The sequence below is a fragment of the Streptomyces panacea genome (assembly GCF_040560175.1).
Lineage (GTDB): Bacteria > Actinomycetota > Actinomycetes > Streptomycetales > Streptomycetaceae > Streptomyces > Streptomyces panacea.
The window spans coordinates 1-17,399 of sequence record NZ_JARJHW010000157.1; the positions used below are offsets into that span (position 1 = coordinate 1).

A 17,399-nucleotide genomic window follows, 5' to 3' on the forward strand; every position below is an offset into this window, starting at 1 on the left:
ACGATGTGGTCGCTGTACGCGCCACTACGAGGTGGTACGGGGTGTGACCGGCGCCGTCAGCAGGCCGACGATCGCGTCGGTCAGCGCCTCGGCCGTGCGGGCCCACGAGGAGCGCGGCGGGGCGGCGCCCTCGGCCAGGGCGCGTTCGCGTTCCGCGCAGGTGTGGGTGATCAGATGGCGGGCCATGTCCCCGCGCTCGGCCCGTACCGGGGCGGGCAGGTCTCCGAGGCAGCGGCCGAGACCTTCCAGGGTCCGCCGCAGAGAGGTTCTGACGAGCGCCTCGTCGATGGTGATCGCCCGCAGCAGCGGGTCGATCATGACCTGGACGCCGAAGCGGGCCTGCCAGGACGGGGTACCGAGCGAGGAGAGATGTTCCGGCACCGGCCGTACCAGAGCGCCCACCCAGTCCCGGATGTCGTCGCTGTCGCCGACCTCCGCCACGTACCGGACACGGATCCGGTCGATCTCGTCGCCGTGCCTGGAGAGGATGGCGCGGATCAGGCCGGCCTTGCCGGTGAAGTGGTAGCTGACGGCGGCGACGTTGCCCTGGCCCGCCGCCTCGCAGATCTGACGGTTCGACACGGTGGAAAGACCGTGCTCCGCGAAGAGGCGCTCCGCCGTCGACATGATCGCCTCACGGGTCTCCGCGACACGGTCGGCCCGCGTGGTCCCGCCGTGTCCGCCGCTCACCTCTGGCCTCCTCGAATCGTGCCGGTGCGTGGGTGCTCCGGCGCCCGGCCTTCCGGCCTCTCGGCCGCTCGGCCTTCGCAGTCAATCCGAGATCGATTAGCGAGTCAATCGACTGACTTAATACAAGCCACGCGCCGACTTGATCTACGCGCCCGCCCGGCTCCGCCGATCTCGCGAAGGTCGTATTGCCTTTACGTAACGGCAAGTTGACGGAGTGTCATTCCCGTGTCGCGGTCATGACATCACCCCGGAATCGCTTGTTCCGCCCGAACGCGCCAGGTCATCGTCGGTGTGCGGCGTACGACTTCGTACGCCACCCCCACCCGGCGCGTGGAAGTCCAACGCGCCACCTTTCGAAGGAATCTCTCGATGGCAGCAGTACGCGACACCAAGCGGCGCGTCACCGTGGCGCTCACCACCGCGGCGACCCTGGCGGCGGTACTCGGCGCGGGCCTGGCCGCACCCGCCCAGGCGACCCCCGCGGAAGGCAGGATCCTGCACGCGGGTGCGGCCGAGGCAGTGCCCGGAAGCTACATCGTCACCTTGAAGCAGACGGCCGGACTCAGGGCGTCGACCGCCCAGGGCAAGAAGCTGATATCCGGCTACGGCGGCCAGATCAAGCGCACCTACACCTCCGCGCTCAACGGCTACGCCGCGACCCTCAGCAGCGCCGAGGCGAAGCGGCTCGCCGCCGACCCGGCGGTCGCGCGGGTCGAGCAGGACCAGAAGGTCCACTCGACCGCCACCCAGACCAACGCTCCCTGGGGCCTCGACCGCATCGACCAGCCGAACCTCCCGCTGAACGGCACGTACACCTACCCGGACTCGGCGGGCGGCGACACGACCGTCTACGTGCTCGACACCGGCGTGCGCATCAGCCACCAGGAGATCAGCGGCCGGGCCTCGTACGGCTGGGACTTCGTCGACAACGACGCCACCGCCCAGGACGGCGCCGGCCACGGCACGCACGTCGCCACGACCGTCGCGGGCACCACCTACGGCGCGGCGAAGAAGGCGAAGATCGTCGCCGTCCGCGTCCTCGGCAACAACGGCTCCGGTACGACCGCCGGGGTCATCGCGGGCGTCGACTGGATCACCGCCAACCACGTCGCCTCCTCCGTCGCGAACGTCTCGCTCGGCGGCGGGGCCAGCACCACGCTGGACGACGCGGTGCGCAGATCCATCGCGTCCGGGGTGACGTACTCCATCGCGGCCGGCAACTCGGGCGCGCTCGCGTCCAACTACTCACCCGCCCGCGTGGCCACCGCGATCACCGTCGGCGCCACGACCCGGACGGACGCGAGGGCCACGTACTCCAACTACGGCCCCACCGTGGACATCTTCGCGCCGGGCTCCGACATCACGGCCGGCTGGAACACCTCCGACAGCGCCACCTACACAGGTAACGGCACCTCCTTCGCCGCGCCGCACGTCTCGGGCGCTGCCGCGGTCTACCTGACGAACCACCCGGGCGCCTCCCCGGCGGCCGTGGCCACGGCGCTGGTGAACGGCGCGACGTCCAACGTCATCTCGGGCGTCGGCACCGGCTCCCCGAACAAGCTCCTCAAGCTCGTCCCGTAACGAAGCCCGCGACGAAGCCCGCGACGAGCCCCGCTGCGAAGCCCGCCGCGAGCCCCGCAGGGAAGCCCGCAGCGGGACTCGTCACGACAGCCGCACCGCACCCGCACGACAGCCGGGGACCCGGGCGTGGGAATGCCTCCCACGCCCGGGTCCCCGGCCCGCGTCACACCCGCGCCCCGTTGTCCCCCGCCCGGCCGCGACCCGGCAGCGGTCGTTCGCGGCCGTCGCCAGGCCGGGGCCGCCGCGCCCGCGGGCTTCCCTCCCGGCGCGACTCCATCGCGAGCGCGATCGGCACCGCCGTGAACACCGAGGAGTACGTCCCCACACAGATACCGATGAGCAGCGCCAGCGCGAAGTCCCGCAGCGAGTCCCCGCCGAGCACCGCCAGGGCCGCGAGAATGAACAGCGCGCCCATCCCCGTGTTCACCGTTCTGGGCACGGTCTGTAGTACGGCTGTTCGCGCGGCCGGCAACAGGGGACCGCCGGGCTTCCTCGCCCACAACTCACGGACCCGGTCGAAGACCACCACCGAGTCGTTGACCGAGTAGCCGATGACGGTGAGCAGCGCGGCCAGGAAGATCCCGTCGACGGGACGGCCCAGCCAGGCGAAGACGCCGACCAGGATCACCACGTCGTGCACCAGCGCGGTCACCGACGCCACGGCGAACGACCAGCGGAACCGCACCGAGAGATAGAGGAGTTGGGCCCCGACGGCGATCCCCAGCGCGATGAGCGCGTGGCGCCTCAGCTCGTCGCCGAGGCTGGGGCCGATCAGGTCGTCCCGTACCTTCGTCGTCGGTCCGCCCGCCTCGGTCAGGGCGCTCCTGATGGCCGCCTCGGCCCGCTCGCCCGTGTCCCCGGTACGTACCGACAGCTCCCGCTCGCCCGCCGTGGTGACATCGGCGCCTGCGAACCCCGCGTCGGCCAGGGCCGTGCGAGCCGTGTCGACGTCGACCGGCCGGCTCGTCGTGTACTCCATGAGCCGCCCGCCGGTGAACTCCACCCCGAGATTCAGCCCGCGCAGCGTGACTCCCAGGACGGCGAGGGCCATCACGACCGTCGAGACCACCAGCCACCGCCGAGACCTGCGGAACAGCTGAGGGGCGCGGCGGGTCAGATACGTACGGACCCGGCCCGGCAGTCCGATTCCGTTGACGCCGGGGAAATCGGTGACGAAGCGGGAGCGCGCCGCCGTCTCCGTCAGCGCCCGCGCGATGACCAGGGCGGAGAACATCGACACGAGCACGCCGATGGCGAGCGTGACACCGAATCCTTTCACCGGCCCCGATCCGAGGCCGAAGAGGAGGCCCGCCGCGAGCAGCGTCGTCACGTTGGAGTCGACGACCGCGGTGCGGGCGTTACGGAATCCGGCGGCCAGCGCGGACCGCAGGGTGCGGCTGGAACGGCTCGCGTACTCCTCCCGCGCCCGTTCGAACGCCAGCACATTGGCGTCGACGGCCATACCGATGGCGAGGACGAACCCGGCCAGCCCGGGGAGCGTCAGCGTGACGCCGAGCGCGACCAGGGCGGCGTACGAGATCAGGGCGTATCCGGCCAGGGCCAGTGACGCGAGACCGCCGAAGAGGCGGTACACGAAAGTGATGAACAGGGCGGTCAGGCCCGCGCCGATCACCGCCGCCCGCGTGCTCGCGCTGATCGCCTCGGCGCCCAGCGTCGGTCCGACGGTGCGCTGTTCGACGACCTCGACCGGTACGGGCAGGGCCCCGCCCTTGATCAGCAGTGCCAGGTTCTTGGCCTCATCGGCGGAGAAGGACCCACTGATCCGGGTGGTGCCGGACGGCAGCCCGGCACCGCAGTCCACCGACGGGCTCACCTGCGGTGCGGAGACGACCCGGTCGTCCAGCACGATCGCGACCCGGCGGCGTTCGTCCCCGGGCGGATGGCAGGCGGCCTCTCCGGTGAGGCGCGTCCAGTCGCGGGACGCGTCGTCGCGGAAGTCGAGGGAGACGAACCAGCCCGCTCCCCCCTGTCCGTCGAACTCCGCGCGGGCCTCCCGAACACCCGCGCCCGAGAGATCCGGGGGGCCGAGCCTGAGCCGTTGCCCGCTCTCGTCGGGGAGCACCAACTCCTCGGACCCGGGCTCCGGCGACCCCGGCTCACCGGCCCCCGGCCGGTCCGGGCCGGAAGCGCCGTCGTCGGCGGCGCCGTTGACGGGATGGAAGGTCAGCTGGGCGGTGCGGCCCAGCACCTCGGCGGCCTTGCGCGGATCGGTCACATCGGGCAGTTCGACGAGCACACGGTCCTCGCCGGAACGTGTGACGGTCGGCTCCGAGACCCCCAGGGCGTCGATCCGCTGGCGCAGGACCTCCACCGTACGGTCGGTGCTCTCGCGGTCCGCCTTCGCGGTCGGGGAGTCCTCGGCCTGGAGAACGAGCCGGGTGCCGCCTCGCAGATCCAGCCCCAGTCTGGGGCTCATGGTCAGAGTGATGAACAGCGATACGAGCAGGACGACCGCGGCCAGAACTGCCCGCACCGTGGTGGCGCGAGTCATGGGAATCCTCCGGGAGGGCGCCGGAACGCGCCGCCCCACGGGGGAATCGGGCCTGACTCTCAGGCCCGCCCACCTCTACGAAGGGCGGTGCGGCGGCGCGGAAACGGGACAGTGCGGATGACTGCTCCCGGAGGGAGGCCCGCGCACGTCCGGCAGACCCGAGGGGCCGGTCGCCGGCGAGGCGACACCGGCGGCGGCGCCGCACTCCACGACGGTGCGGGGGACGGGAAGTGCCGCGGGGCTCGGCAGGGCGCCGCTGTCGTGCTGCGGCGAGTGGTGCTGCGTTCGCTCGGGTGCCCACAGGTTCGCCGGGGTGCTCGCCGCGCGGGGTGACTGACCCCGGACATCGCGGGAGCGCTCGGCGCGCGTCGGCCGGTCGGCCTGCTGGGGGAGTGTCCGCTGTACGGGGGTGGCCGCCGCGGCGCCCGCGCCGGTACCCATGGCGCCGAGCGCGGACGCCGGAGCGGGAGACACCAGGGCGAGGACACCGAGGAGCAGCGCCGACAGCACCCCCGCGGCACGCCGCCGGGCTCCCCAAGCCGTCCGCCGCACCGTTGAGTTCGCCGGCGCGGGGTTCGCGCGAGGGGCGCGCGGCTTCCGTGCCTGGACATTCACCGTCACAACGTACCTGGTGCGGACACGCCCTGGCGGTGCGGTTCTCGCGAGAGGTCAGATGAGGGCGGCGCGTACGTCGGCGAGCGCCTCGTCGAGCGTGTCGGCGGTGTTCTCGTGCCCGCTGAACCCCTCGTCGTCGGCGGGGTCGACGGTCCATCCCCAGCCGCTCTCCGGGTGCCCGTCGATCGTCGCCGCGTGCTCGCCCTTGGTGAGAGTGATCGAGAGATTGCCCGCCGGGAAGGCGGTCACCTCGGCGTGCGCGCTGTCGCCGAACGCGTGATGGATGGCGTCGCGGGCTTCCTGCTCCGTGGTCATGGCTGCTCCTGGATGATCGGCGGTCGGTCCGGGGCCCGAGCGCGGGTGTCGACAGTGGACCGGCCGAAAGTGGACCGGCGGACCCGGCGAGGGTAAATCGAACGTTTTTCTGTGGGCTGATGCCGCGCTCGGCGCTACGCCGTGATCACCCTTCAGGGGGACAGCTCCGTTCGAGTATCCCGGACTACTATCGCCGTGTTCCTGCCCGTGCAATTGCATGACGGGATTGCGTGGGCCCCCTGCCTGCGGCTTCACCGCCGATATGACGGGAAGCCGGCAGGAGGTCGACGCGAAGTCGGATTTTCGAACACACAGCCAGGGAGAAGCGTATGGACGGCTATCGCAACGGTGTCTCCGCGGGTTCCATCACGGCGGACTGGATCAAGAGCGAGAAGAGTTCGGCCAACGGTCAGTGCGTCGAACTCGCTTCCCTGCCGGGCGGTAAGGTGGCGATGCGCAACTCGACCGATCCCGAGGGGCCGGCGCTGATCTTCGAGGCGCTCGAGATGGAAGCCTTCCTGGACGGTGCGAGGAAAGGCGAGTTCGACACCCTGTAGGTCAACTGGTCAGGTTTGAATACCAGTTCGGAGGGACACGCGAGCTTCGCCGTGCCATGATGAGCCACGCTTATTCATGAACGGAGCGCGCGTGTCCCATCAACCTGATAACCCGGTCCCGCTTTTCAGCCCCGTTCGTCGACCCAATCTCAATCCGACAGCGGCCGGAATCGTGCTCGGCGCGGAATTGCGCAGAATGCGTGCGGCGCACAATCTCACCGCCACCCACTCGGCGAAATTGATCAACGTCTCTGTTTCCAAGGTGAGTCGGCTCGAACGGGCCCTGAGCCCGCCGGACCTGCGGGACGTCGAAGTCCTCGCCGACAAGTACGGGGCGAACACGGCCGAGCGCGCCCAGCTGAGACGCCTCGCCCGCCGCGCACTGGAACCCGAGTGGTTCGACCGCTACTCGGACTACGCGGCCTCGTGGATGCAGCGGCTGATCGCGCTGGAGTCCGATGCCGTCTATTTCTGCGCCTACGAAGCCCGGATCGCGCCCGGTCTCCTCCAGACCCCCGCGTACGCGCGGCAGATCATCAGCGACGGACTCCGCGTCTCCGAGGGCGACCAGGTCGAGCAGCGCGTCGAGCTGCGGGAGGAGCGGCAGCGGCGGTTCTTCGAGCAGCCCGATCCGCCCAAGGGGAGATTCCTCCTCGACCAGTCCGTCCTGCTCCGCCAGGTCGGTACCCGGCGGACCATGGCCGAGCAGTTGCGCAAGCTCCTTGACTACAGCGACCGGCCCGGTGTCACCATCCAGTTCGTACCGCTGAACAGCAGTGTCGTGTCCAACCACGGCTCCATGGCGCACCTGCGTTTCGCCCCCCTCGGTCCACCGGCCATGGTGTTTGTCGAGGGGGACGACGACGCGACGTACTACGTCAAGCCGGACGAGGTGGAACGGCGTGTGGAACTGATGCTGCGCCTCAGCCACGAGGCGGCCGTGTCCTGGCGGGACAGCCGGGTCATACTGCGGGACGCCGTCAAGCAGTACGAGGGCTAGGAATCGTGCGCTTCCGGCCCGGTGGCACTTCGGCCAGACCGCCGTACTCCGTCCACTCGATGCTGCGCTGCCGTTGCTGGAGCTCGGAGTCCGGACGCCAGTCTGTGACGTCGACCAGCCCGGGCCGCTGAATCAGCAGACCGTCGAAGTACCGGTCCACCTCCGCCCGTTCGCGGACCTGGCCCCACCGGCCGTGGGTCTGTTCCAGCATCATCTCCGTCACCTGCCGGCGCAGTTCGGCGTCGTCGCTGACCAGCTGGCAGATCACCACGAAGCTGCCGGGTCGCAGGCGGTCCACGACACGCGTGACGAGCTCGCCCGGTCCGGCGGCGTCGGGAATGCAGTGCAGAACGGAGTTGAACAGGACACCGACCGGCTGATCAAGGTCGATGAGACGCTTGAAGTCGGCGTGCTCCAGGATGTGGTCGGTCTCCAGCATGTCCGACGCGATGACCACGCTCTGGTCGTTCTCGTCGAAGATCGCCTGACCGTGCGCGAGAACAACGGGGTCGTCGTCGACGTAGACGACACGCGACCGGGGATCAACGGCCTGAGCGATCTGATGGACGTTGTTCTGCGTCGGCAGACCGGAGCCGAAATCGACGAACTGCCGAATTCCGTGCTCCTCGGCCATGACGCGTACCACGCGTTCCAGGAACCAGCGGTTGTTCCTGGCGAGTTCCTTCGTGGTCGGTGCGACCTTCAGGAGCTGCTCGGACGCCTTCTGGTCGACTTCGTAGTTGTAATGGCCGCCCAGCAGCCAGTCGTACATTCGCGCCGCACTGGGAACGGATAAATCGACACGCCTGTTGTCCACCAAGGGACAGACTCCTCCCGGTTCGAGCCCCGATCTCGCCAGGGAATACGAACCCCATCCTAGGAGGGCAGCCCAAGGCGCACCACCACTTGTCGGGTGATGACGGCGAAGGGGGGCGCGAACCCGGTGTGCGGCAGGTGGCCGTTCGCGCCCCGGAGTTGGAGAGGTGTCACGGACGGGGAGTGTGGTGTTCCAGTTGACGGAGTGACGTGGCGGAGAACTGCCGCCGGACCATCAGGACGGACGCGGCCACCGCCGGCGGGTCGATGCCCATGAGATCGGCGATGGCCTCGGGTGTCATGGACAGCCGCCACCTCAGCAGAGCGATGTCCGCGAGGTCCTGGGGGAGCGTGCCGTACAGCCGTCCGACGGCCGGATCCTGTCCTTCGGCGGGGCGGCTCGCGGCCTGGATCTGCGCGCGCAACTGCCGCCACGCGTCCGCCGTGGGACGGGCGTTGCGCAGGAAGTCGCTCCACCGGCCGCTGACGGCGGTGACGGTCGCCTCGACGGCGGCCCGGCTCGCGGTCTCGTCGGCCAGTCTCGCCCGTGCGTAGCGGAGATAGTCGGGCCGGTGCAGCTGCACAAAGGCGGAGAGGCCGAGGAGGCTGTGCTGATCCACCGGCCGACCGGGAATCCCTGCGGAATTACTGGGCGCACTGATATCGTGCGATTGCCCGGAGGGCGGATCTATCCAACCTCGGCGAAATTGGTCAAGCATCGGCTCTCCGCTTTTGATCGCTTCGCACCCTGGGTTCTGGCTGGTACCCATTCCCCGGGGCGGGCTCCTTACCGGGAGCTGTGACGACCGTACCGTGTGTCACTCCGCGACCGCCGTGAATAGCCCCCCATGCAAAGTCTGATTTTCTCAGACGCGCCAACAGCCGCCTCTCGCCGCCGAGTTCGAAACTCGATTCGAATATCGCGTTCCTTTTCGCGCGGGTGAGTCGCTTTTCCTTTCGTGTTCGATCGGGGTGCTGGGCCCGCCGGGTGGGCGATCCCGAGGGGTGGACCACGGGCGCCGGAGCGAAGGGCCGCTACGTACGCGTCCGACTGGTGTCCCCGACGAATCCCCTGTCCTTGACGGAGGTCACCGTCAGGGCCGGATGGCCGACGCGGTGCGCTCAGTACTGCTCGGCGATCCAGTCGTACCAGTCCCGCATCCCCTCACCGGTGGTCGCCGACAGGGCGAGCACCCGCAGGCCCGGGTTGACGGAGCGGGCGTACTCCTCGCAGCGGGCCATGTCGAAGTCGACGTACGGCAGGAGGTCGATCTTGTTGATGATCACCAGGTCCGCGGCGGCGAACATGTACGGGTACTTGAGCGGCTTGTCCGTGCCCTCGGTGACCGAGATGATCACGACGCGGCTGCGCTCGCCGAGGTCGAAGAGGGCCGGGCAGACCAGATTGCCGACGTTCTCGACCAGGACGAGCGATCCGGACTCCGGCGTCAGGGTCGCGAGCGCGTCCCGCACCATCTCCGCGTCGAGGTGACATCCCGCACCGGTGTTGACCTGGACGACGGTGCTGCCCGCGCGCTTGATCCGCTCGGCGTCGAGCATCGTCTCCTGGTCGCCCTCGATGACCGCGACCGGGCGGTGGCCGACGAAGTCCCGGATGGTGCGTTCGAGAAGGGTGGTCTTGCCGGCGCCGGGGGAACTCATCAAGTTCACCGCCACGATGCCCTGTTCGGCGAGCCAGGCGCGGTTACGGGTGGCCAGGTCCTCGTTCTTGGCGAGGACCCGCTGTTCGAGGGTGACGGTCTCGCCGCCGTCCGCCGTCCCGCGGATCGCGGTCGGCCGGGCGCGGCCGTGGTGGTGGTCGCTGTGGTGGTCGCCGTGGTCGTGGCCACGGCCGAGATCTCCGTCGTGCGGGTGTGTGTGGGGTACGGCGACCCGCGTCCCGCCGCCCCCCTCGCTTCCGGCCGAGCAACCGCACGTACCGCACATAGGTCAGCCCACTCTCATGGAGATGATCTGTAGTTCCTGCCCCGACGTGATCTCCACATCGGCGCTCCCGCACGGACACAGCAATACAAGATCGGCCAGGGTGAAGTCCGCCGAACACGCCCGGCAACGCGCGGTTCCCGGCGGCTGCTCGATTTCGAGCGCCGCGCCTTCCGCGACCGTGCCCGCGGTGGTCAGATCGAAGCAGAAACGCATGGAGTCGGGCACCACCGCGGTCAGTATTCCCACCCGGACACTGACGGTGCGTACCGGCCTTCCCGCGGCGCGCTCGCATACCGCGTCGACAATGCTCTGCGTGATCGACAATTCGTGCATCGACTGGCCGGCCTTCCCCGAGTCACTCAATTGGCTCAGCTTCGACGGGCGAAACAGGTAGGGCCGCCCGGACGACACTCGTGTTGACAGAATGCTCAGCCCGATCCTAGATGGTAGCAATGTGAGCGACGCCACATCCATGAGATCCGTGGGTATCGGGTGGACCAATCCCGGAAGGCAGCGGTGCTATGCCGACAGAAGCGGCGAAAAAAGCCGAGGACACGCTGATTCACGTGTTGTGGATCAATGCCGGACTGAGCTGTGACGGGGATTCGGTCGCACTGACCGCCGCGACCCAGCCCAGTATCGAGGAGATCGCGCTCGGCGCGCTGCCCGGTCTTCCGCAGATCGCCGTGCACTGGCCGCTGATCGATTTCGAATGCGGCCCCAACGGCGGCGCCGACGACTTCCTGGAGTGGTTCTTCAAGGCGGACCGCGGGGAACTGGAGCCCTTCGTCCTGGTCGTCGAAGGCTCGATTCCCAACGAGAAGCTGCACGACGAGGGTTACTGGTCGGGCTTCGGCAACGACCCGGCGACCGGCCAGCCGATGACCACCAGCGAGTGGCTCGACCGGCTGACGCCCAAGGCCACGGCGGTCGTCGCGGTCGGCACCTGCGCCACGTACGGCGGCATCCACGCCATGGCGGGCAACCCCACCGGCGCCATGGGCGTGCCGGACTACCTGGGCTGGGACTGGAAGTCCAAGGCCGGGATCCCCATCGTGTGCGTCCCCGGCTGCCCCATCCAGCCGGACAACCTCTCGGAGACGCTCACCTATCTGCTCTACATGGCCACCGACCAGGCCCCGATGATCCCCCTCGACGACGAGCTGCGTCCGACCTGGCTGTTCGGCCAGACCGTGCACGAGGGCTGCGACCGGGCCGGCTACTACGAGCAGGGCGACTTCGCGACGGAGTACGGCTCGCCCAAGTGCATCGTAAAGCTGGGCTGCTGGGGTCCGACTGTGAAGTGCAACGTGCCCAAGCGCGGCTGGATGAACGGCATCGGCGGCTGCCCCAACGTCGGCGGCATCTGTATCGGCTGCACCATGCCCGGATTCCCCGACAAATTCATGCCGTTCATGGACGAGCCCCCGGGCGGGAAACTCTCCACGAATGCCGTCGGCCTGTACGGGGCGACGATGCGGCGTCTGCGCAACATCACCACACACACCCTCGACCGCGAGCCGAAGTGGCGTAAGCGCGGCAAGGAACTCACCACCGGCGCCACCCGAAACTGGTAATCCGGCGAATGCCCCATCGGCCACCGACCCGGCGGCTGATGGGGCACTCGGCTGGCCACGGCCACCACCCGCCCGGTATCACCTGGCAATTCATCGCTCCACGACATCGCGAAACGGAAAGAAGAGGCGGCCTCATGACGGCGACGAGCCAGGGCAGAGACGAACTGGTGGAGATGGCGTGGGATCCCATCACCCGGATCGTCGGGAGTCTGGGTATCTACACGAAGATCGACTTCAAGCAGAAGGTCGTCGCCGAGTGCCACAGCACCAGCTCGATCTTCCGCGGCTATTCGGTCTTCATGAAGGGCAAGGACCCGCGCGACGCCCACTTCATCACCAGCCGGATCTGCGGAATCTGCGGTGACAACCACGCCACCTGTTCCTGTTACGCGCAGAACATGGCGTACGGCGTGAAGCCGCCGCATCTGGGTGAGTGGATCGTGAATCTCGGCGAGGCCGCCGAGTACATGTTCGACCACAACATCTTCCAGGAGAATCTGGTCGGGGTCGACTACTGCGAGAAAATGGTCGCCGAGACCAATCCCGGCGTACTCGAACAGGCCAACCGCACGCAGTCGCCCCACGCGGAGGACCACGGGTACAAGACCATCGGCGACATCATGCGGTCGCTGAACCCCTTCACGGGCGAGTTCTACCGCGAGGCCCTTCAGGTCAGCCGTATGACCCGCGAGATGTTCTGCCTCATGGAGGGCCGCCATGTGCACCCCTCCACGCTCTACCCCGGCGGGGTGGGCACGGTGGCGACCATTCAGCTCATGACGGACTACATCACCCGGCTCCAGCGCTACGTGGAGTTCATGAAGAAGGTCGTGCCCATGCACGACGACCTCTTCGACTTCTTCTACGAGGCGCTGCCCGGCTACGAGCAGGTGGGCAACCGCCGTATCCTGCTCGGCTGCTGGGGCTCCTTCCAGGACCCGGAGCACTGCAACTTCGAGTACAAGGACATGACCGACTGGGGTCGGAAGATGTACGTGACCCCCGGCGTCGTCGTGGACGGCAAGCTCGTCACCACCGACCTGGTGAAGATCAACCTCGGCATCCGCATCCTGCTCGGCTCGTCGTACTACAACGACTGGGACGAGCAGGAGATGTTCGTGACCCACGACCCGCTCGGCAACCCGGTCGACAAGCGGCACCCGTGGAACCAGCACACCAACCCGCAGCCGCAGAAGCGCGATCTGGGCGACAAGTACAGCTGGGTCATGTCGCCGCGCTGGTTCGACGGCAAGGACTACCTCGCGCTCGACACCGGCGGCGGACCGCTCGCCCGGCTCTGGGTCACCGCACTGGCCGGTCTCGTCGACATCGGCTACATCCAGGCCACCGGCAACAGCGTGAAGATCAACCTCCCCAAGACCGCGCTCAAGGGCCCGGTCGAGCTGGAGTGGCACGTCCCGCGCTGGAGCAACACCATCGAGCGCAACCGGGCGCGCACCTACTTCCAGGCGTACGCGGCGGCCTGCGCACTGCACTTCGCCGAGAAGGCGCTCGTGGAGATCCGGGCCGGCCGCACCAAGACGTGGGAGAAGTTCGAGGTCCCGGAGGAGGCCGTCGGCTGCGGCTTCACCGAGGCCGTACGCGGTGTGCTCTCGCACCACATGGTGATCAAGGACGGCAAGATCGCCAACTACCACCCGTACCCGCCGACCCCGTGGAACGCGAGCCCGCGTGACACCTACGGGACGCCGGGACCCTATGAGGACGCGGTGCAGGGCCAGCCGATCTTCGAGGAGAACGACCGGGAGAACTTCAAGGGCATCGACATCATGCGTACGGTCCGCAGCTTCGACCCCTGTCTGCCCTGCGGCGTGCACATGTATCTCGGTGAGGGCAAGAAGCTGGAGCTGCTGCACTCGCCCACGCAGTCCGCCGGCAGTGAGTGACGTGGCGGAGCGGCACGCCGACGGGCTCCCGAAGGCCGACGGGCTTCCGAGGCCGGAGGAGACGCCGAGGTCCGAGGAGTGGCGGGCGACCGGGGAGCGTATCGACACCCTGATCGCCGCGAGCGCGGCCGGCGGCGTCGTGGCACGCGAGCGCAGCGAGGAACTGGTGCGGCTCGTCACCGACTTCTACGGCGCCGGCCTCGAACGCCTCCTCGACCTCGTCCACGAGCACGGGCGCCTGGACGACGAGACCCTGGCCGCCCTCGCGGCCGACGACCTGGTGGCCAGCGTGCTGCTCGTGCACGGACTGCACCCGTACAGCGTGGCGACACGCGTCGAGAACGCGCTGGAGAGCGTACGGCCCTATCTCGGCTCGCACGGCGGCGATGTCGAGTTGCTGGGGATCACGGACGAAGGAGCCGTACGGCTGAGGCTGTTGGGCAGTTGTGACGGCTGCCCGTCCTCCTCCGCCACCCTCGAACTCGCCGTACAGGGCGCCGTCGAGGCGGCGGCGCCGGAGATCACCACCATCGAGGTCGAGGCCGCCGAGGGGGCCGCCGCCGGGGCCGCGGGACCGCTGGTGCCGGTGGACGCCCTCTTCGCCCGGCTGCACGACGCGGATACCGTCAACGGCGCGGGCGGCGCGGAGGCGGGCGCCAGTTGGGAGCCGGTCCCCGCCCTGCTCGCCCTGGAGCCCGGCGGCGTGGAGCGCTTCACCGTCGGAGGCATGCCCGTGGTGGCCTGCCGGATCGGCACCGACCTGTTCGCCTTCCGCGACCGGTGCGCCCGGTGCGAGCGCCCGATGGAGGGCGCCACACTGGCCCGCCGGCTCGGCGGCGGCTCGGGTGACGGGGTGCTGCGCTGCACCGCCTGCCGCGCGCACTACGACGTACGGCGGGCCGGTGCCTGCCTCGACGCGGAGGCCGACGGGGCGCATCTGGACCCGTTGCCGCTGCTCGCCGACGGGGCGTCGGTCTCGGTCGCCGTACCGTCCACGCCCGTGGCCGCGACATGAGCGCGCCCACGGGCCGCACCGTGCCCCGGGGCCGCACCGTGCCCCGGGGCCGCGCCGCGTCCCCGGTCGCCGCGCTGCTGCGGGTCAACCGCACCCGGCCCGAGCCGGTCGTCGGTGAGCGCTGCGAGATGTGCGCCGCGCCGATCGGCGAGGAGCACCAGCACGTGGTGAATCTGGAGAGCCGCAGCCTGATGTGCGGCTGCCGGGCCTGCTATCTCCTGTTCACCGACGACGGTGCGCAGCTGCGCTACCGAGCGGTCCCCGACCGGTATCTGCGCTTCGACGGACTCCCGTTGGACGCGCGCACCTGGGACGAGTCGCAGATTCCGGTGGGACTGGCCTTTCTGTTCCGCAACTCCCAGCAGGACCGCACCATCGCCTTCTACCCCGGCCCCGCCGGGGCCACCGAGTCCGAGCTGCCCCTGGACGCGTGGGCGACCATCGTCGAGGCCAACCCCGAACTGGCCGTGCTGCGGCCGGACGTCGAGGCACTTCTCGTACGCCGCACCGACGCGGGCGGGGGCGGCGGCGGGCGGGAGATCGCCGCCTCCTGCCATCTGGTCCCCATCGACGCGTGCTACGAACTGGTCGGGCGGCTGCGCACACTGTGGCGGGGCTTCGACGGCGGCCGGGAGGCGCACGCCGCGATGGACGCCTTCTTCGCCCATGTCCAGGCCCGCAGCAGGCCCGCTCCTCCCGCCCCGCCCAAGCCAGTTGACGGCGCCTCAGTGACGGGCGACTCCGGGGGCGGTGACTCATGAGCGGCCCCACGGCCCCGGGGCTGGAGTTCTCCGTACGGGACATCGTCGCCGAGCCGTACACCGCCACGCCCCAACTGACCGCGCGGCTGCGGATCGAGGACGGCACGGACGAGCGGATCCACGCGATCGTGCTGCGCTGCCAGGTCCGGATCGAACCGCAGCGCCGCCACTACGGACCGGCCGAACAGGACTCCCTGCGCGGCCTGTTCGGGGAGCGCGAGCGGTGGTCGGACACGCTGAGGCCGTTCCAGTGGATGCAGTGCCACACGACCGTGCAGGGCTTCACCGGCTCCACCGAGGTCGACCTCGCGCTGCCCTGCACCTACGACTTCGACGTCATCGGCTCCCGCTATCTGCACGCGCTCGGGGAAGGGACGGTGCCGATCAGCCTGCTCTTCTCGGGCACCGTCTTCACCAAGGGCGGTGGCAGCGGCGGCGGTTCGGGCTTCGGCGTACGGCAGGTGCCCTGGGACTGCGAGGCGCGCTATCAGCTGCCGGTCAGCGTGTGGCGGCAGATGATCGCGGCGCACTTCCCCAACTCCGGCTGGATCAGGCTGGATCACGACGTGCTCGCCCGCTTCGCGGACTTCCGGGAGCGGCGCGGACTGATCAGCTGGGACGAGACGGTGACCACGGTGCTGGCGGACGCGCGGGCGCGGGCCGCCGCCGACGAGATCGGTGAGGTGGTCACATGACCCCCGCGACGCCCGTTACCCCGGTCGTTCCCCCGGTGGGGCTCGACCATGTGCGTACGATCGCCGACGCGGTCCTGTACGAGGGCTACTTGCTGTACCCGTACCGCGCCAGCTCCCACAAGAACCGCTCGCGCTGGCAGTTCGGCGTCCTCGGCCCGCCCGACGCGGCGCCCGGGAGCTTCGCCGAGGACCCGGGCATGGCGGCGCAGTGCCTGCTGACCGCGCCCGGGAACACACCCGAGGACGCGGGCGCGCGGGTCACCGTGGTTCTCCGCTTCCTCCAGCTCCAAGTGCGCGAAGTGCAGCGGCTGGAGGAGGACGGCAGTCACACCCCCGTCGGTGAACTGATCGTGGACGGTGTGTCGCTGCTCAGCTGGGACGAGGCGGTGGAGCGCGAAATCCCGCTCGGCGGCGTCCCGTTGACCCGGCCGACGGACCGGCCGCTCACTGTTCCGGGCGGCGAGGACATCGAGCCGCTCACCGACGCGCGGGGCGTCACGGTGGGTCGTATCGTCCGCCGCCGTACGGAACTGACCGCCCGGATCCGCACGGAGACAGCCGTCGACGGCGGTTTCGTCCGGCTGACGGTCTCGGTCGACAACGAGCACGCGGCGACGGCCACCGACAAGGACGCGGCGATCCGCGCCTCACTGATCGGCTCGCACCTCCTGCTCCAGGCGCGGGGCGTGCGGTTCGTCTCCCTGCTGGAGCCGCCCGCCGAGGCGGCTGCCGCCGCCGGACGCTGTCGGCAACGCCGCTGCTGGCCGGTGCTGGCGGGGGCGAAGGGCAGCACGGACACCGTGCTCGGCGCGCCGATCATCCTGTACGACCACCCGGAGGTGGCCGAGCAGAGTGCCGGCGCCCTTTTCGACTCCACCGAGATCGACGAGATCCTGACGCTCCGGGTGATGACCATGACGGACGAGGAGAAGGCGGAGGCGCGGGCGACCGATCCACGGGCCCGGGAGATCATCGACCGCTGCGACGCCATGTCACCGGCCGACCTCCAGCAGCTCCACGGACTGCTGCGCGACCCGCGAGCCGACCCGCGAGCCGATTCGCGCCCCGACCCGTGCCCCGATCCCCGCGACGCGCACGGCGATCTGCGGGACGCCGAGCCGGCCGCCTTCGACACCGGCGGCGCGCCCTGGTGGGACCCGGCGGCCGACGCCGCCGTCTCGCCCGGCTCCGACGCCGTCGTGATCGACGGGGTCGCCGTCGCCAAGGGGAGCCTCGTCCGCGTACATCCGTCCCGCCGTGCCGACGCGCAGGATCTCTTCTTCGCCGGCCAGGTGGCGCGGGTGACCGCGGTGCTCTCGGACGTCGACGGCGGCGTACACGTCGCCCTCGTCCTGGTCGACGACCCGGCGGCCGACATGCACGACTGGTACGGCCGTTACTTCTACTTCGC

Annotated in this window: 17 protein-coding genes; 9 read left to right on the forward strand and 8 right to left on the reverse strand. The window is 69.6% G+C overall.

Translation table 11 applies throughout. The annotated features are described in order from the left end of the window. Positions 1-24 precede the first annotated feature (24 nt). Positions 25-627 (reverse strand): TetR/AcrR family transcriptional regulator, encoded by a 603-nt coding sequence (locus P3L51_RS27875; protein ID WP_354608085.1) that lies wholly within the window; start codon positions 625-627, stop codon positions 25-27. A 432-nt stretch (positions 628-1,059) separates the two neighbouring features. Here P3L51_RS27875 and P3L51_RS27880 point away from each other — a divergent pair, with 432 nt between their 5' ends. Beyond that, positions 1,060-2,271 carry a S8 family peptidase gene (locus P3L51_RS27880; RefSeq protein ID WP_354608069.1) on the forward strand — a complete coding sequence of 404 codons (1,212 nt, stop codon included), beginning with the start codon at positions 1,060-1,062 and terminating at the stop codon, positions 2,269-2,271. A gap of 163 nt (positions 2,272-2,434) precedes the next feature. On the opposite strand, the gene secD is transcribed toward P3L51_RS27880, so the two are convergent. The 3 genes from secD to P3L51_RS27895 all read right to left on the reverse strand — a co-directional run bounded on the left by secD (position 2,435) and on the right by P3L51_RS27895 (position 5,713). Next, positions 2,435-4,783, reverse strand: coding sequence for a protein translocase subunit SecD (gene secD / locus P3L51_RS27885; RefSeq protein WP_354608070.1), 2,349 nt, complete (start codon positions 4,781-4,783; stop codon positions 2,435-2,437). Positions 4,784-4,858: 75 nt separating this feature from the next. After that, positions 4,859-5,398: a hypothetical protein gene (locus P3L51_RS27890; protein WP_354608071.1), complete on the reverse strand. Its 540-nt coding sequence runs from the start codon at positions 5,396-5,398 to the stop codon at positions 4,859-4,861. Positions 5,399-5,452: 54 nt separating this feature from the next. Next, a complete protein-coding gene (locus P3L51_RS27895) occupies positions 5,453-5,713 on the reverse strand; it encodes a hypothetical protein (RefSeq protein ID WP_354608072.1) in 261 nt (86 codons plus the stop codon). Positions 5,714-6,042: 329 nt separating this feature from the next. Between P3L51_RS27895 and P3L51_RS27900 the strand changes: the two genes are divergently transcribed. Both P3L51_RS27900 and P3L51_RS27905 read left to right on the forward strand, forming a co-directional pair. Next, the gene (locus P3L51_RS27900) at positions 6,043-6,270 is read left to right on the forward strand and encodes a DUF397 domain-containing protein (protein ID WP_354608073.1); all 228 of its coding nucleotides are present in this window, start codon (positions 6,043-6,045) and stop codon (positions 6,268-6,270) included. A 76-nt stretch (positions 6,271-6,346) separates the two neighbouring features. Further along, the gene (locus tag P3L51_RS27905; protein ID WP_354608074.1) at positions 6,347-7,270 is read left to right on the forward strand and encodes a helix-turn-helix domain-containing protein; all 924 of its coding nucleotides are present in this window, start codon (positions 6,347-6,349) and stop codon (positions 7,268-7,270) included. Here P3L51_RS27905 and P3L51_RS27910 read toward each other — a convergent pair. The 4 genes from P3L51_RS27910 to P3L51_RS27925 form a co-directional block, all read right to left on the reverse strand. Then, positions 7,251-8,087 (reverse strand): SAM-dependent methyltransferase, encoded by an 837-nt coding sequence (locus P3L51_RS27910; RefSeq protein ID WP_435594539.1) that lies wholly within the window; start codon positions 8,085-8,087, stop codon positions 7,251-7,253. The genes P3L51_RS27905 and P3L51_RS27910 overlap by 20 nt on opposite strands. A 169-nt stretch (positions 8,088-8,256) precedes the next feature. Beyond that, positions 8,257-8,706 (reverse strand): hypothetical protein, encoded by a 450-nt coding sequence (locus P3L51_RS27915; RefSeq protein ID WP_354608076.1) that lies wholly within the window; start codon positions 8,704-8,706, stop codon positions 8,257-8,259. Positions 8,707-9,208: 502 nt separating this feature from the next. Continuing rightward, on the reverse strand, positions 9,209-10,033 hold the full coding sequence (gene hypB, locus P3L51_RS27920) for a hydrogenase nickel incorporation protein HypB (RefSeq protein WP_354608077.1): 825 nt from the start codon (positions 10,031-10,033) through the stop codon (positions 9,209-9,211). A gap of 3 nt (positions 10,034-10,036) precedes the next feature. Then, positions 10,037-10,507, reverse strand: coding sequence for a hydrogenase maturation nickel metallochaperone HypA/HybF (locus tag P3L51_RS27925; RefSeq protein WP_354608078.1), 471 nt, complete (start codon positions 10,505-10,507; stop codon positions 10,037-10,039). A 47-nt stretch (positions 10,508-10,554) separates the two neighbouring features. Between P3L51_RS27925 and P3L51_RS27930 the strand changes: the two genes are divergently transcribed. The 6 genes from P3L51_RS27930 to P3L51_RS27955 form a co-directional block, all read left to right on the forward strand. Next, positions 10,555-11,610 carry an NADH-quinone oxidoreductase subunit B family protein gene (locus tag P3L51_RS27930; protein WP_354608079.1) on the forward strand — a complete coding sequence of 352 codons (1,056 nt, stop codon included), beginning with the start codon at positions 10,555-10,557 and terminating at the stop codon, positions 11,608-11,610. A 134-nt stretch (positions 11,611-11,744) separates the two neighbouring features. Continuing rightward, the gene (locus P3L51_RS27935) at positions 11,745-13,517 is read left to right on the forward strand and encodes a nickel-dependent hydrogenase large subunit (protein ID WP_354608080.1); all 1,773 of its coding nucleotides are present in this window, start codon (positions 11,745-11,747) and stop codon (positions 13,515-13,517) included. Next, positions 13,510-14,532, forward strand: a complete 1,023-nt coding sequence (locus P3L51_RS27940; protein WP_354608081.1) for a NifU family protein — start codon at positions 13,510-13,512, stop codon at positions 14,530-14,532. The genes P3L51_RS27935 and P3L51_RS27940 overlap by 8 nt, the downstream gene beginning before the upstream one ends. Continuing rightward, positions 14,529-15,293, forward strand: a complete 765-nt coding sequence (locus P3L51_RS27945) for a DUF5947 family protein (protein WP_354608082.1) — start codon at positions 14,529-14,531, stop codon at positions 15,291-15,293. Before P3L51_RS27940 ends, P3L51_RS27945 begins: the two co-directional genes overlap by 4 nt. After that, entirely contained in the window at positions 15,290-15,988 is a 699-nt protein-coding gene (locus P3L51_RS27950) for a DUF6084 family protein (protein ID WP_354608083.1), read from the forward strand. The genes P3L51_RS27945 and P3L51_RS27950 overlap by 4 nt, the downstream gene beginning before the upstream one ends. Further along, positions 15,985-17,399 (forward strand): hypothetical protein (locus tag P3L51_RS27955; RefSeq protein WP_354608084.1); only part of this gene is annotated, 1,415 nt, incomplete at its 3' end. The genes P3L51_RS27950 and P3L51_RS27955, both read left to right, overlap by 4 nt.